14 protein-coding genes and 1 riboswitch are annotated in these 13,035 nt (G+C 62.2%); of the genes, 6 read left to right on the top strand and 8 right to left on the bottom strand.

Going from position 1 to position 13,035, the window contains the following annotated elements; all coding sequences use genetic code 11:
- Positions 1-10: 10 nt before the first annotated feature.
- Positions 11-439, top strand: a complete 429-nt coding sequence (locus IB279_RS09235) for a response regulator (protein ID WP_146749508.1) — start codon at positions 11-13, stop codon at positions 437-439.
- A gap of 141 nt (positions 440-580) precedes the next feature.
- Here IB279_RS09235 and gcvP read toward each other — a convergent pair whose 3' ends face one another.
- Genes gcvP through gcvT form a run of 3 tightly spaced genes read right to left on the bottom strand, consistent with a single transcriptional unit; the run spans position 581 to position 4,963 of the window.
- Positions 581-3,445 carry an aminomethyl-transferring glycine dehydrogenase gene (gcvP, locus tag IB279_RS09230; RefSeq protein WP_112770833.1) on the bottom strand — a complete coding sequence of 955 codons (2,865 nt, stop codon included), beginning with the start codon at positions 3,443-3,445 and terminating at the stop codon, positions 581-583.
- A complete protein-coding gene (gene gcvH / locus IB279_RS09225) occupies positions 3,445-3,807 on the bottom strand; it encodes a glycine cleavage system protein GcvH (RefSeq protein WP_034794310.1) in 363 nt (120 codons plus the stop codon). Before gcvH ends, gcvP begins: the two co-directional genes overlap by 1 nt.
- 16 nt (positions 3,808-3,823) lie before the next feature.
- Positions 3,824-4,963 carry a glycine cleavage system aminomethyltransferase GcvT gene (gene gcvT / locus IB279_RS09220; protein WP_060520768.1) on the bottom strand — a complete coding sequence of 380 codons (1,140 nt, stop codon included), beginning with the start codon at positions 4,961-4,963 and terminating at the stop codon, positions 3,824-3,826.
- Between the two features lie 140 nt (positions 4,964-5,103).
- Positions 5,104-5,191: riboswitch (glycine riboswitch) on the bottom strand.
- 162 nt (positions 5,192-5,353) lie between these two features.
- Here gcvT and IB279_RS09215 point away from each other — a divergent pair.
- Positions 5,354-5,743, top strand: a complete 390-nt coding sequence (locus IB279_RS09215) for a hypothetical protein (protein WP_192339174.1) — start codon at positions 5,354-5,356, stop codon at positions 5,741-5,743.
- A 95-nt stretch (positions 5,744-5,838) separates the two neighbouring features.
- Positions 5,839-6,825 (top strand): copper chaperone PCu(A)C, encoded by a 987-nt coding sequence (locus IB279_RS09210; protein ID WP_192339173.1) that lies wholly within the window; start codon positions 5,839-5,841, stop codon positions 6,823-6,825.
- 22 nt (positions 6,826-6,847) lie between these two features.
- Here IB279_RS09210 and IB279_RS09205 read toward each other — a convergent pair whose 3' ends face one another.
- Complete coding sequence (locus IB279_RS09205) at positions 6,848-7,204, bottom strand: hypothetical protein (RefSeq protein WP_112770830.1); 357 nt, start codon at positions 7,202-7,204, stop codon at positions 6,848-6,850.
- Positions 7,205-7,403: 199 nt separating this feature from the next.
- On the opposite strand from IB279_RS09205, the gene IB279_RS09200 reads away from it, so the two are divergent.
- Positions 7,404-7,832 carry a nuclear transport factor 2 family protein gene (locus tag IB279_RS09200; protein WP_060600667.1) on the top strand — a complete coding sequence of 143 codons (429 nt, stop codon included), beginning with the start codon at positions 7,404-7,406 and terminating at the stop codon, positions 7,830-7,832.
- Here the strand turns inward: IB279_RS09200 and IB279_RS09195 are convergent.
- Entirely contained in the window at positions 7,829-8,143 is a 315-nt protein-coding gene (locus IB279_RS09195; protein WP_112770829.1) for a chaperone modulator CbpM, read from the bottom strand. The genes IB279_RS09200 and IB279_RS09195 overlap by 4 nt on opposite strands.
- A 3-nt stretch (positions 8,144-8,146) precedes the next feature.
- Positions 8,147-9,061, bottom strand: a complete 915-nt coding sequence (locus IB279_RS09190; protein ID WP_112770828.1) for a DnaJ C-terminal domain-containing protein — start codon at positions 9,059-9,061, stop codon at positions 8,147-8,149.
- Between the two features lie 227 nt (positions 9,062-9,288).
- Here IB279_RS09190 and IB279_RS09185 point away from each other — a divergent pair, with 227 nt between their 5' ends.
- Together IB279_RS09185 and IB279_RS37625 are read left to right on the top strand one after the other, a co-directional pair.
- The gene (locus IB279_RS09185; RefSeq protein ID WP_060520773.1) at positions 9,289-9,531 is read left to right on the top strand and encodes a hypothetical protein; all 243 of its coding nucleotides are present in this window, start codon (positions 9,289-9,291) and stop codon (positions 9,529-9,531) included.
- Between the two features lie 193 nt (positions 9,532-9,724).
- Entirely contained in the window at positions 9,725-9,850 is a 126-nt protein-coding gene (locus tag IB279_RS37625; RefSeq protein WP_255380881.1) for a hypothetical protein, read from the top strand.
- A 91-nt stretch (positions 9,851-9,941) separates the two neighbouring features.
- Here the strand turns inward: IB279_RS37625 and IB279_RS09180 are convergent, their stop codons facing one another.
- Together IB279_RS09180 and IB279_RS09175 are read right to left on the bottom strand one after the other, a co-directional pair.
- A complete protein-coding gene (locus IB279_RS09180; protein WP_060600657.1) occupies positions 9,942-11,615 on the bottom strand; it encodes an SbmA/BacA-like family transporter in 1,674 nt (557 codons plus the stop codon).
- Between the two features lie 25 nt (positions 11,616-11,640).
- Complete coding sequence (locus IB279_RS09175; protein WP_060600654.1) at positions 11,641-12,960, bottom strand: glucoamylase family protein; 1,320 nt, start codon at positions 12,958-12,960, stop codon at positions 11,641-11,643.
- Between the last annotated feature and the right edge of the window lie 75 nt (positions 12,961-13,035).

The following is a 13,035-nucleotide window of genomic DNA, read 5'->3' as shown; positions in this document are numbered from 1 at the left end:
GCGGAACAAGGTGACCTCGACGCCAAAGCGATTGCTCTTGGTGGAAGACGACGCGCACGATGCGCGTTTCGTGATGCGCGCCTTTGCCCAGATCGACAAATCGATCGAACTCGTCCTGGTGACCGACGCGGACGAGGCCGTGGAACAGCTCTCCAGCGGGCACTTCGACTACATGCTGATGGATATCAAGCTGCCCGGCAGCGATGGGGTCGAGCTCCTAAGGCGCGTGCGCAAGAGCCGTGCCACTGCGCTCATCCCAATCATCGTGCTGACGTCCTCGATCAATCCGGCCGACGTGCTTCACTGCTACGGTGCCGGCGCCAATGCTTATGCGGCAAAGCCGTCTTCGGTCATCGAATATCGTCGCTTCGCCGAAGCGTTCATTCGCTTCTGGGTCGAAAGCACAATCCTGCCACCGGGCATGAGCGCGCGCCGATAGGCCAGTTGTCTTCACGCGATCGGTATTACACGCCACTTTTTTTGGGGAATGGGGTCGAGCGCACAGGCGCGCATCCGTCCGGGCGCGGCCACGCCGGAGAAAACAACCGGCGGAGCATTGCTGCTCCGCCGGTCGATGTCGTTACTCTGCGGCTTCCGCGTAGCTTTCGAGCGGCGGGCAGGTGCAGACGAGGTTGCGGTCACCGAAGACGTTGTCGACACGATTGACCGGCGACCAGTACTTGTCGACCCGGAAGGCGCCCGGCGGGTAGCAGGCCTGCTCGCGCGAATAGGGGCGATCCCATTCGCCAACCAGGTCTTCGACCGTGTGCGGAGCGTTCTTCAGCGGGTTATTGGTCTTGTCCATGCGACCTTCCTCGATCGCACGGGCTTCCTCGCGGATGGCAAGCATTGCCTCGCAGAATCGGTCGATCTCGGCCTTGGTTTCCGATTCGGTCGGCTCGATCATCAGAGTTCCGGCAACCGGCCAGCTCATGGTCGGGGCGTGAAAACCGCAGTCGATCAGGCGCTTGGCGACGTCGTCAACGGTCACGCCGGCGCTTTCGACCAGCGGACGGGTGTCGATGATGCATTCATGCGCGACACGCCCCTTCGACGACTTGTAGAGCACCTCGTAGGCGCCCTTCAGCCGCGCGGCGATGTAGTTGGCGTTGAGGATCGCCACCTTCGTCGCCTGGGTCAGGCCTTCGCCGCCCATCATCAGGCAGTAGCTCCAGGAGATCGGCAGGATCGAGGCCGAACCGAAGGGAGCAGCCGAAACCGCGCCGCCCTGGCCGTCCGTTTCCGGGTGGCCGGGCAGGTATGGCGCCAAATGCGCCTTGACGCCGATCGGGCCCATGCCGGGACCGCCGCCGCCATGCGGAATGCAGAAGGTCTTGTGCAGGTTGAGATGGCTGACGTCGGAACCGATGTCGCCGGGGCGGGCAAGGCCGACCATGGCGTTCATGTTGGCGCCGTCCATGTAGACCTGGCCGCCGTGCTTGTGCACGATTTCGCAGACCTCGCGCACATTCTCCTCGAACACACCGTGCGTCGAAGGATAGGTGATCATGCAGCACGAGAGATTTTCGGCATACTGCTCGGCTTTCGCACGGAAATCTTCCATGTCGATGTCGCCGTTCTCGCTGACCTTAATGACGACGACCTTCATGCCGGCCATCTGGGCCGACGCAGGGTTGGTGCCGTGCGCCGAGGTCGGGATCAGGCAGACGTCGCGATGGGCGTTGCCCTGCGCAAGGTGGTATGCACGGATCGTCAGGAGACCGGCATATTCGCCCTGTGCACCGGAGTTCGGCTGCATGGAGATCGCGTCATAGCCGGTGACGGCGCAGAGCTTCTCCGACAGATCCTCGATCATGTGCTGGTAGCCAGCCGCCTGATCCTTCGGCACGAAGGGATGGATCTCCGAGAATTCCGGCCAGGTGATCGGCAGCATCTCGGCGGTCGCGTTCAGCTTCATCGTGCACGAGCCGAGCGGGATCATCGCCCGATCGAGCGCCAGGTCGCGGTCCGACAGACGGCGGATGTAGCGCGTCATCTCACTTTCGGCGCGGTTCATGTGGAAGATCGGGTGCATCAGGTATTCGCTGGTGCGCAGCAGCGGCTGCGGCAGGCGGTAACCCGGCTCGAACTCTTCCACCTTGAAGTCGCCACCGAAGGCGCGCCAGACGGCTTCGAGCGTGACGGGGCGCGAGCGCTCGTCGAGGCTGATGCCGATCTTGGTCTCGCCGATCTTGCGCAGGTTCACTTCCTCGGCGACCGCGGTCTTGAGGATGATGCCCTGCAGCTTGCCGACTTCGACGGTGATCGTGTCGAAAAACACATCGGGCTCGACCGTGTAGCCGAGCTTTTCGAGGCCCATGGCGAGACGAACGGTCTTCTGGTGAACGCTCTGGGCGATCGCCTTGATGCCCTTCGGTCCATGGAAGACGGCATACATCGAGGCCATGACGGCGAGCAGAACCTGCGCGGTGCAGATGTTCGACGTCGCCTTTTCGCGGCGGATGTGCTGTTCGCGGGTCTGCAGCGACAGGCGATAGGCGCGGTTGCCGCGCGCATCGACCGAGACGCCGACGAGACGGCCGGGCATCGAGCGCTTGTGTGCATCCTTGACGGCCATATAGGCCGCATGCGGACCCCCATAGCCGACCGGAACGCCGAAGCGCTGGGTGCAGCCGATGGCGATATCGGCGCCCATTTCGCCAGGCGACTTCAGAAGCGCCAGCGCCAGCGGATCGGCGGCAACGGTCGCGATCGCGCCGGTCTGGTGCAGGCGGGCAATCAGGCCGGTGAAGTCGTTCACATGGCCATAGGTGCCCGGATACTGGAAGATCGCGCCGAAGACGTCGACCGGATCGAGATCGGTGAAGGGATTGCCGATGACGATCTGCCAGCCGAGCGGCTCGGCGCGGGTCTTCAGAAGCGCGATCGTCTGCGGATGGCAATTTTCGTCGACGAAGAAGGACTTGGCCTTCGACTTCGAAACGCGCTCGGCCATCGCCATCGCTTCAGCGGCTGCGGTCGCTTCATCGAGAAGCGACGCGTTGGCAACGTCGAGGCCAGTCAGGTCGCAGACCATGGTCTGGTAGTTGAGCAGCGCTTCGAGGCGGCCCTGGCTGATTTCCGGCTGGTAGGGCGTATAGGCCGTGTACCAGGCCGGGTTTTCCAGGATGTTGCGCTGGATGACCGGCGGCGTGATCGTGCCGTAGTAGCCCTGGCCGATCAGCGACACGAGCTTCTGGTTGCGGTTGGCCGTTTCGCGCATCTTGTCGAGCGCCTCGCGCTCGGTCATCGGCGCGCCCCAGGCAAGCGGCGTTTTCTGGCGGATCGACGGCGGCACGGTGTCGTCGATCAGCGCATCGAGCGTCGGGTAACCGATGACCTTCAGCATCTCGTCCATTTCGGCCGGCGACGGGCCGATATGACGCCGATTGGCGAAATCATACGGCTTGTAGTCCGTAAACGTGAAATCCTTGGGCATGCTCATCAGGCGACGAGCTCCTTGTAGGCCGCTTCCTCGAGGAGGGCATCGGCATCGCTGGGGTTGGCAAGCTTCAGCTTGAAGAACCAGGCAGCACCCTGCGGGTCGCTGTTGACGAGCGACGGGTCGTCGACGATCGCCTGGTTCACTTCGACGATTTCGCCGTCAAGCGGACAATAGACGTCGGAAGCTGCCTTGACGGATTCGACGGTGGCGGCGCTATCGCCCTTGGCAAAGTTCGAGCCGGTTTCCGGCAGTTCAACGAAGACGAGATCGCCGAGCTGGCCGGCGGCATGCTCGGTGATGCCGACGGTTGCGACACCAGCTTCGATCTTCAGCCACTCGTGTTCCTCAGTGAACTTCAACATGTGCGCTCTCTCCTGATCAGCGTTTGTAGGTTTGTTTGACGAAGGGAAGGGCGGCGACCGCCACCGGCAGGTACTTGCCGCGCACTTCCGCAAAAAGGGTGGTGCCGTTCTCGATATGGCCGGCATCGACATAGCCCATGGCGACCGGGCCATCGACCGAGGGGCCGAAGCCACCCGAGGTCACCTGGCCGACCGGGGTCTTGCCCTCGGCATCGGCAAAGAGGTTAGCGCCGCCGCGAACCGGCGCGCGTCCCTCGGGCTTCAGGCCGACGCGGCGGCGCGAGGCGCCAGCGGCGAACTGGCCGAGGATACGATCGGCACCGGGGAAACCACCTTCGCGGGCGCCACCGGCGCGGCGCGCCTTCTGCAGTGCCCATTCGAGCGCCCCTTCGACCGGGGTCGTGGTGGTGTCGATGTCGTTGCCATAGAGACAAAGACCGGCTTCAAGGCGCAGCGAATCGCGGGCGCCAAGGCCGATCGGCTTCACATCGGGATGTTCGAGCAGGCGCTGGGTAACATCGACGGCGGAGGCAACGGGAATGGAGATCTCGAAACCGTCTTCGCCGGTATAGCCCGAGCGGGAAATGATGCAGGTGACGTCATGCAGGTCGGCTTCGGCGACGTCCATGAAGCGCATGGCGGAGACATCAGCCCAGAGTTCTCCGAGCACGGCTTCGGCGTGCGGGCCCTGAAGCGCAATCAGCGCGCGATCGTCGAGCATCGTCACGTCGCAAGTATCGGAGAGACCGGCCTTCAGGAGCTCGAAGTCGGCGTCCTTGCAGGCGGCGTTGACGACGAGGAAGAGATGGTCGCCGCGGTTGGTGATCATCAGGTCGTCGAGGATACCGCCTTCGGCATTGGTGAAGAGGCCATAACGCTGGCGGCCCTCGGCAAGGCCGAGCACATCGACCGGCACCAGCTTTTCGAGCGCCAGGGCCGCGTCCTCGATCTTGCCGGACTTCGGCCGAACGATGACCTGGCCCATATGCGATACATCGAAGAGACCGGCAGCAACACGGGTGTGCTGGTGTTCCTTCATCACGCCATCGGGGTACTGCACCGGCATGTCGTAACCGGCAAAGGGTACCATGCGGGCGCCCAGCGAAAGGTGCAGCGCATGCAGCGGCGTCTGTTTCAAATGAGGATTGTTTTCCAAATCCGGCCTCCAGGTCTGGCGCTCCCGCGCCGGCTCACACTTCCGGCGTCAATCGCCGTCGATTCGAGCCCCCTCTGTCCCTTTGCCTGAGATTGTTATCCCTTCGGCGAGCGTAAAACGCTTCTCTCCAGAGTCCTACCGGCACCTTGCTGGTCCTTTGGCCTGAGAGTTTCCGGGGCGGTTGCTCCTTCGGCACCGGAGTGAACCGGCTTCTCCCAACAAGATCGTCTCCAGATAACGGCGAAGGCCAGAGCTTGGCAAGGGGGCGGTGTCGCGCCGAAACACATTTTTGTCGCATGACCAAAAGACGCAGCCGGGCAGGGTGCGGCAATTCTGCCTTTGCATTCTTCTCCGGTTGAGGATAACCCAAGACAGATACCGGGGATAACCATGACAGGGCGCGACGGAAAATTCGGGATAGCAGTGCGGCTGATCGCCGTCTTTGCGCTCGTTTTCCTGACCTTTGCCCACAAGCCGCTCAGCGCCAAGACGCTCAGCCCGGGCGAAATTTCCGCCTATCAATTGCCTGACGGAACGATCGCCGAAATCTGCTTCGGCATGGATGGCGTCGACCACGAAAGCGGCAAGGGCCAGGCGATGGCCCCGGTCTGCGAGGCCTGCCGTCTTTCGGGCTCTATCCTGCTGCCGGCTCCACCAACTGAGAGCGTTCGCGCCGAAACGGGCGCGTGGCAGGTTTCGGCAGCTGTCGCTGAATACGCGACGCCCCATCAGCATCTGCGGTTGCTGCCGCCTTCGCGCGGGCCTCCAGCGCGTTCGTAATTCTCCTCTCGCATCCCAATACAATTTGCCGCATTCAAGCGGCTTGGACCACCGGACATCGGGCAAAGCCCGGCGCGTGGTCAGGAGATTACGACATGACAAAGACCAGGATCGTTTCGCTTTCGCTCGGCCTTACCCTTGCCGCAAGCGGCATCGCCCACGCCCATGCCACCTTCGAGAAAGACACGGCGCCGGTGGAGACCACCTTCAAGGCGGTGCTGCAGATTCCGCATGGCTGCGACGGCAAGCCGACGACGGAAGTACAGATCAAGCTGCCGGAAGGCTTCGTTTTCGCCCAACCGCAGCCGAAGCCCGGCTGGGAAATCGAGATCATCAAGGGCGATTACCAGAAGACCTATGACAATCACGGCAAGAAGGTCTCGTCCGGCCCACTGGAGATCCGATGGAAGGGCGGCAATCTTCCCAACGAATACTACGACACCTTTGTCGTGCGCGGCAAAGTCTCGGGCTTCGACAAGGAGACAGTGCTGGCCTTCCCGACCACGCAGCTTTGCGGCACCGAAGGCAAGGTCGTCTGGGACCAGGTGGCTGCCGAGGGCCAGAACGCACATGACCTGAAAAGCCCGGCACCGACCGTAACGGTGACGATGGCCGATGCCGCCGATCCGCACGCCGGCCATGGCGGACATATGGCTGCGGCCGGCGGCTCGGCGAAGGTCGGCGATCTCGATATCTCCGGTGGCTCGGTGAAGGCCATGCTGCCGGGCGCCAAGGTCGGCGGCGGCTTCCTGACGATCAAGAACGGTGGGGCAGGTGAAGACCGGCTCGTTGCTGTCGAGAGCCCTGCGGCCGCGCGTGTCGAGATCCACGAGATGAAGATGGAAAACGACGTGATGCGGATGCGCAAGCTCGACGACGGCGTGGCATTGCCGGCCGGCGAAACGGTGGAGCTCAAGGCCGGCGGCCTGCACCTGATGTTCATGGACGTGAAGACGCCCTTCAAGGAAGGCGATACGGTTCCCGTCACGCTCGTCTTCGAAAAGGCCGGCAAGGTCGATGCAACGTTCCCGGTCGGCTCGGCCAAGGGCGGTGAGGCAGCCGGCGGCCAAAAGCATCATTGACCCGAGAAATTGCGATACCGCCTCAGGCGGCGTCGCTTTCATCCTCCTGGCCGGCGGGCTCATCCTGCCGGCCTCCGTTTTCCTGCTTCTCGGAACCACCGTCGTCATCGCGCATGAATTCGAGATAGCGGCGCAGGGCTTCGGCTTCCGAGCGCTCCGGCAGACGGCCGTCGGCCGTGGCCAGCATGAAGGAGAGGGGCAGGGCGCCTTTGGTCTTCGGGATCGAGACCGGCGTCAACTTGGGCTCTTCGGTGCGCCGCGCCGAGAGCAACGTGATCGCTTCATCGGTCGGACCGTCGCCACGCACACGTGCAGACGGCTTCAGCGCTTCTGCCGCATAAGCCGCCGTCGTTGCGGATACTGTGACGACCTGTGTCACGTTTTCTCTGCCTTCCCGTTAGCAATCCATTCTTGTCGCTCAGTTTCACCTGAAGGCGGGTAAAAACTGGTGGTTGCATTTTAGGAAAACTCTAACGATGGTCACTGCGACCGGTGCGAAGCGGGCCGGAACACCACTAATACTTGCGCGATCGCTAAAGTTAAAACACACTCGTTCTAATAGAAACGGGGAGGCTGTCATGACTGAGCGAAGCATGCTGGAATTCAGGGTGCGGGCCCTTTATCTCGCCCGCGATGTCAACGACCTCGACACCATGATGGCGCAACTTGATCCGGACTTCAGCTTCCGCATCGTGGGAAGCGGCAGGCTCGGCACGTTGGCACTGGCCGTCAACACGCCGGAAACAGTGCGCGACAGTTTCTCGACGCTCGTCAAGAACTGGGACCTGAGCGAGATGGAGATGGTCGGCTGCTATGCCGATGGCGATACCGTCATCGTCCACCGCGCCGGCTTTGTTCGCTTCATCCCGTCGCAGACCCGCGAGCGAACCGAGATCATCGACAAGTTCACGTTCCGGGACGATCGGATCGTCGACCTTACGGAGTTCGTCGATACCCTGTTTGTCGCCGAAACGATCGGGCTGCTGAACGAGGCGGCCGTTGCCTAATCCTCCTCGGCGCTCGATAAGATGAGCTTTTGAACCGCCGGCTCCTGGGAGCGAATGGCGTTCATCAACACCGCTAGGCGACCCCGTAGGCTGTGGACCTGGTCGAGCAGTTGCATGGCCACGTCGACGCCGTCGTCATTGACCCCCATGGGGCCCGTCAGATCCTGGATCAGACGCGCGCGCGCAAGGTCGGCATCCTCGAACAGCCAGCCGGCGTCAGCCTCCTGGGGCATCAGCCAGCGCTGCTCGACCCAGATGCGCAGAACCTTGACCTCGATATCGAGATGTTCGCAAAATTCACGGTCGTTCATAGGTCATCCTCCCATGCCCTTGCGCGGATCTTCCGTCTTGCCGGCGGCCCAGCCTTCGACGAAGGCGGAAAGCGCCGGGTCGGGGGCCTGCGGCAGCACGATCTTCAGGCTGACATAGGCATCGCCATGGCCACCGCCCGGCTTGTGCAGTCCCTTGCCCTTCAGCCGCAGCGTCTTGCCCGTGTTGGTGTGCGGAGCGATCGAAACGTTCACGGCACCATCGATCGTCGGAACGCGGATTTTGCCGCCGAGCACGGCCTCGCTCAGCGATATCGGCACCTCGTAGCGCACGTCGTCACCATCCGTGGCAAAGAGCGGATGCGGGCGGACGCGAATGTCGATCAGCGCGTCGCCGGCCGGTACGCCGTCGCGCCCCGGTTCTCCCTTGCCGCGCAGCCTCAGCGTCTGGCCATCGCGCGTGCCGGGCGGAATGGTCAGGTCGAGCGCCGGTCCGCCGCCGGGCAGGGTGATCTGGGTCTTGGTGCCGTTCGCCGCGTCGAGAAATGCGATCTCCATCGAGAAATGGGTATCGCGACCGCGCTGGCGCTGCTGCTGCCCGCCCGCGCGCCGTGAAAAGAAGCTCGAAAAGATATCGTCCGCTTCGGCAAAATCAGAAAAGCCATGCGCGCTTTCGTAACGTGCCCCCGCATCGCCTGATTGGGCATAGTCGCGGTAGTAGTGCCGGGGCGGCGTTTCCGCTCCGGTCTCGTCGATCTCTCCGCGATCGTATTTTCCGCGTTTGTCTTCGTCTCCAAGCAAGGAATAGGCCGCTGAAACCGCCTTGAAGCGGTCCTCCGCGCCCTTGTCTCCCGGATTGAGATCCGGGTGCAGCTTCTTGGCAAGCTTGCGATAGGCGCTCTGGATGTCCTTTTGCGTCGCGTCGCGGCTGACACCGAGCGTTTCGTATGGGCTCGTCATGCGATCTCCTTTGGGCGAGCGCGGATCGACCACGTTCCCCGAGCCTTGCCGGGCCGGCGCGTGCGTCTTCAATCGCTCGCCTAAAAGCATAGAGCAGATTTGCGCCCGCGACAGGGGCGAGACGCCGCGCGAACTCCACCATTTCGCGAATGAGAGCGGTCTGCTACAATCCGCCGCGCAAATGCACGCTTAAGGGGCGTAGCGCCCCGAAGCTTCGGGAGGTCGAAATGTCCGTCCGCCTGCAACTCGCGATCATGGTCGGCCTGATGATCAACGCCATCCTGTTCGCCATCGGGATCCTGATCGTTCTGTCGGTACCGGCCCTCACGGCCAACGCCAAATATGCGATCCCGATCGTGGTCGTCAGCTGTTTCCTCGTCACGCCGTTCATCGCCTGGATCATGGCGCCGCGACTTCGGCTGCAGTACTGGAGAGAGCGCGAACAGACCAACCGGCAGCGCCCGATCTAGGCGACCTATTCATCCATTGTTGACCGTGTCCGGATTGCCGCCCCATAGCGGGCGGCAATCGTTGAAGATTGCATCTTCAACGATCATAGATTTTGTTATACCACCATTTTAGTACTTGTTTTCTAACCGGCTCCGCCTCAGATTCTCCCAAGTCTCAAGGACATAGCCGGCATGCAGGCCAGAAGGGGACTTCATGAGAACGATCGTATTGTTGCTTGCGCTCACCACGCTGGCCGCCTGTTCACAAACCTACAATGGTCCGCCGCGGGTCGTCGGCGGTGATGGCGACTACTACCAGGGCATCGTCGCGCCGCGGTAGGTGCCGGCGTCAGAATCGGTCATCGGGCGATCGCTCAGGCGGGGCATGCCGGTCAGGTCTCGGCCTTGAGTGCGTGCCGGGATGGGGCTGATCAAGTCCGATCGTCTTTCCACGTCCAGCTGCCATCCTCCCGGCAATCCAGGAAGGCGCCGTAAAGGTCGCGTGTATCGCCTTCCTCGCCGTTGTTGATGCAGGTGATCGAACTCTGGCGGAGAAGGCTCAGGGTGTTGCGCAAGGCCTCACGACCAAGCGTTGCCTCGATCCGGTCGAGAAACACATACCGTGGCCTGGCGAGAAGCACCTTGGCGAGGGCCAGGAGCTGCTGGTCGCCCAAGGACATATCCCGATCCTGTTCCTTCTCCAGCCTCTCGGCGCCATCGGCGAGCCCATCGAGACCGAGGCTGCGCAAGACATTGAGCACCTGGCTATCGGAGATGCCTTCGGAACTTCCAGGCGGCAGAAGATATTGCCGAAGAGGACCCGGCGGCAGATAGGGTCGTTGCGGCAGAAACATCAGACTTTCCGGGCGCTCGATCCGCCCGGTGCCGGGGGTCGGAATTCCCGCGGTGGCTCGGAAGAGCGCAGCCCCCGCGGCCGCATGCGGCCCTGAGATCAGCACCGGCGTTCCCATCGGGATCGACAGCGACAGATCGCGAAGCAATGGGTGGGTGACTGCCGATCCCAGCGTTACCTGGTCAAAGGCCAGATCGCCGTCTTGCTTCACCAGTTCGATGCTCGAGACGCTGCTTTTTCGGCTTTCCTCTATCGCCTCCAGCAAGGCGCTCAGTCGAGAAACGACGACGGCGAAATTCGAGATCGAGTTGAACTGCCTGACGATCAGCGAGAATGCGCCGACAAGCATGGCGAAGGCTGCACCTGATTGGGTAATCACCCCAAACTCGATTTCGCCGCGCATGAAAGCCGGAGCGATGATCAAATCCGGGATGATCTGGATCATCCAGTTGTAGCCGCTGGTAAAAAAGGCCAGGTTGCGATTGACGGCGGTAATCGTCAGGATGTTGACGACCAAGGCATCGAGGCGATCTAGCAATCGCGTCTTCTGCTGCCCCTCGACGCTGGTCACCATCACCGCTTCTGCGTTTTCGCGCAGGTGCATGAGGCTCGACCTCAAGTTCGCCTCCCTGTCGAGCCGCTCATAGTTCAGGCCGATCAGCGGCCGACCGAGCACGATCGTCATATACGAGCCGCAGGCGGCATAGAAAACAGCGACGACAAACAGCAGCGGGCTGATCGACCAGAGCACGCCTGAGAACGTCACCACCGTCAGCGTGCTGCTGAACAGCATGATGATGTAGGAAAGCGTGGTGACGGTGAACGCCTGGATGTCCTCCGATATCCGCTGGTCGGGATTGCTTAGCGTCCCCGAGACTTCCACGCGATAATAGGTCTCCTCCTCCAAATAGAGATCGACGGCGCGTCTCGTCATGAATTCACGCCACAGCAGCGCCAGCCGTTCTTCGACAAAACGTGCGATAACACCGGTGACGGTGAGAACGGCAAAGACGCAGACGTAGAAAACCGCTTGCCGAATGAACTCGTTCATCTGGCGCTCGGCGATCGCCGTCATAAAGTTTCGGCCGACGTAGTTGTTGACGACGTTGAGGCCGTTCAGACCGAAAAGCAGCGCAATAAGCCCGGCCAACATCACCTTGGCACGGCCTCCGACCTCGGAGGTCAGCAGCATCCGGACAGCCCGTGCGAAGCGAAGTGCGGTTGTTCTGATCGGCACTGGCTGGCTGTCCATCAGAGTACCTTTGTTGCTTTGGCCGTCAGAGCCAGCCGCCGGAGAAGCCTGCCCGTCGCAATCCCACCACCATCGGCTCGCAGCGGCGCATGATGTTCCACAGCAGGCCGGTCCTGTAGTTCTCGATCATCAGCACCACGGGGCCTTGGTCGATGCCGAAATGATAGGGGCTGACCCACCAGCCGGATTCGGTTCCTTCCGCCGGAAAGCTGCGGTTGAAGGAGGGCCTGAAGCCGTAAAGCCTGGTCATGCCGAGATTCATACGGGCACAATTCCAGACCGTCGGAATGACGATTTCCGGCGCGAAGGGCAGGGAGGCGACGACTGCCCAGGGCGACACGGTCCCATCGTCAGGACCGAAGGGGGCGCCGCGGGCGATGTAGTCGAAGAACTCCCGCTCGACACCGTTCACCGTGCGCTTGGTCCAGCCGGGACCGTCGCTTGCGGTGAAGCCCCAGCAATGCTCGCCGTAGCCGACGAAATTCAGCGGGTTGCGGATGGCATATTCCTGCTGGACGAAGGTCGCGTGGCGACTGTTCTGGAAATAGTCGCTGTTGTGCTCGCGCATGAATTCGTCGCGGATGCCGCGGAAATCGACCCACATATGCGAGAGTTGGTGGGTGAAGAGCGGTCCCGAATAGAGCAATTCGCGCCCGTAAAGGTTCCGCCAGTCGTAGCTTGCGGTGTAAGCCGCATAGGCTTCCGGCGGGAGCGGGTGGGTCGGTGAGCCGAGGCCGAGGATGTAGAGGAGCAGGCCCTCGTCGTAGCCGCGCCAGCGATAGGGGATGAAGCCGTTTTCCGGCCGCCAGCCGTGGGTGAGCGTCAGCCCGTGATCGCAGGCCCAGTTCCAGTCGGCCCGTTCATAGAGCGCGTTTGCCACCCTGCGGATTTCAACTTCCTCGGCGCCATCGCCGTCGAAATAGGCGGCCACTGTCAGAGCACCCGCGAAAAGAAAGGCGGAGTCGATCGTCGAAAGCTCGCACTCCCAAACACGTCTGCCGGTCTCGATGTCGAGGAAGTGGTAGAAGAAGCCCTTGTAGCCGGAGGCGTCGGGTTCCGGTCCCTGCGGGCACTCCAGGAGAAACTGCAAGCGCCGACGCGCGATCTTTGCGGCAAACTTGCGGATGACGATGCCGCGCTCGACCAACACCGGGATCGTCGCGAGCGCCATGCCGACCGCGGCGATGCTTGCGGGCGCGTCTTCCTGCGTCTTGTCACGGACCAGGCCGTTGTCCGGGTTGGTGCAGTGGAGATAGTAGAGCAGCGTCGTGAACTGCAACCGGGCAAGATCCTGCTCGGTCGGCATGCGGTTCAGTTCGGGATCTGTCGACAGCAATTCCGACATGGCAGCCAGCCGCAATGACGATGAGGGTTCGTTCGTGTCGTGTGCGCGAGACGCTCCTTGCGGAGCGGCTCGCAA

The organism is Ensifer sp. ENS06, assembly GCF_014852205.1.
Lineage (GTDB): Bacteria > Pseudomonadota > Alphaproteobacteria > Rhizobiales > Rhizobiaceae > Ensifer > Ensifer adhaerens.
The sequence above is the reverse complement of the archived record's forward strand: the minus strand, read 5'-3'. Positions and strand labels throughout refer to the sequence as shown.

Excerpts from the sequence above, each read along its gene's own strand:
- gcvH (WP_034794310.1), bottom strand. The coding sequence starts at position 3,807 with ATGTTGAAGTTCACTGAGGAACACGAGTGGCTGAAGATCGAAGCTGGT.
- IB279_RS09200 (WP_060600667.1), top strand. The coding sequence starts at position 7,404 with ATGACTGAGCGAAGCATGCTGGAATTCAGGGTGCGGGCCCTTTATCTC.
- IB279_RS09185 (WP_060520773.1), top strand. The coding sequence starts at position 9,289 with ATGTCCGTCCGCCTGCAACTCGCGATCATGGTCGGCCTGATGATCAAC.
- IB279_RS09195 (WP_112770829.1), bottom strand. The coding sequence starts at position 8,143 with ATGAACGACCGTGAATTTTGCGAACATCTCGATATCGAGGTCAAGGTT.
- IB279_RS09190 (WP_112770828.1), bottom strand. The coding sequence starts at position 9,061 with ATGACGAGCCCATACGAAACGCTCGGTGTCAGCCGCGACGCGACGCAA.
- gcvP (WP_112770833.1), bottom strand. The coding sequence starts at position 3,445 with ATGAGCATGCCCAAGGATTTCACGTTTACGGACTACAAGCCGTATGAT.
- IB279_RS09175 (WP_060600654.1), bottom strand. The coding sequence starts at position 12,960 with ATGTCGGAATTGCTGTCGACAGATCCCGAACTGAACCGCATGCCGACC.
- IB279_RS09210 (WP_192339173.1), top strand. The coding sequence starts at position 5,839 with ATGACAAAGACCAGGATCGTTTCGCTTTCGCTCGGCCTTACCCTTGCC.
- IB279_RS37625 (WP_255380881.1), top strand. The coding sequence starts at position 9,725 with ATGAGAACGATCGTATTGTTGCTTGCGCTCACCACGCTGGCCGCCTGT.
- IB279_RS09215 (WP_192339174.1), top strand. The coding sequence starts at position 5,354 with ATGACAGGGCGCGACGGAAAATTCGGGATAGCAGTGCGGCTGATCGCC.
- IB279_RS09180 (WP_060600657.1), bottom strand. The coding sequence starts at position 11,615 with ATGGACAGCCAGCCAGTGCCGATCAGAACAACCGCACTTCGCTTCGCA.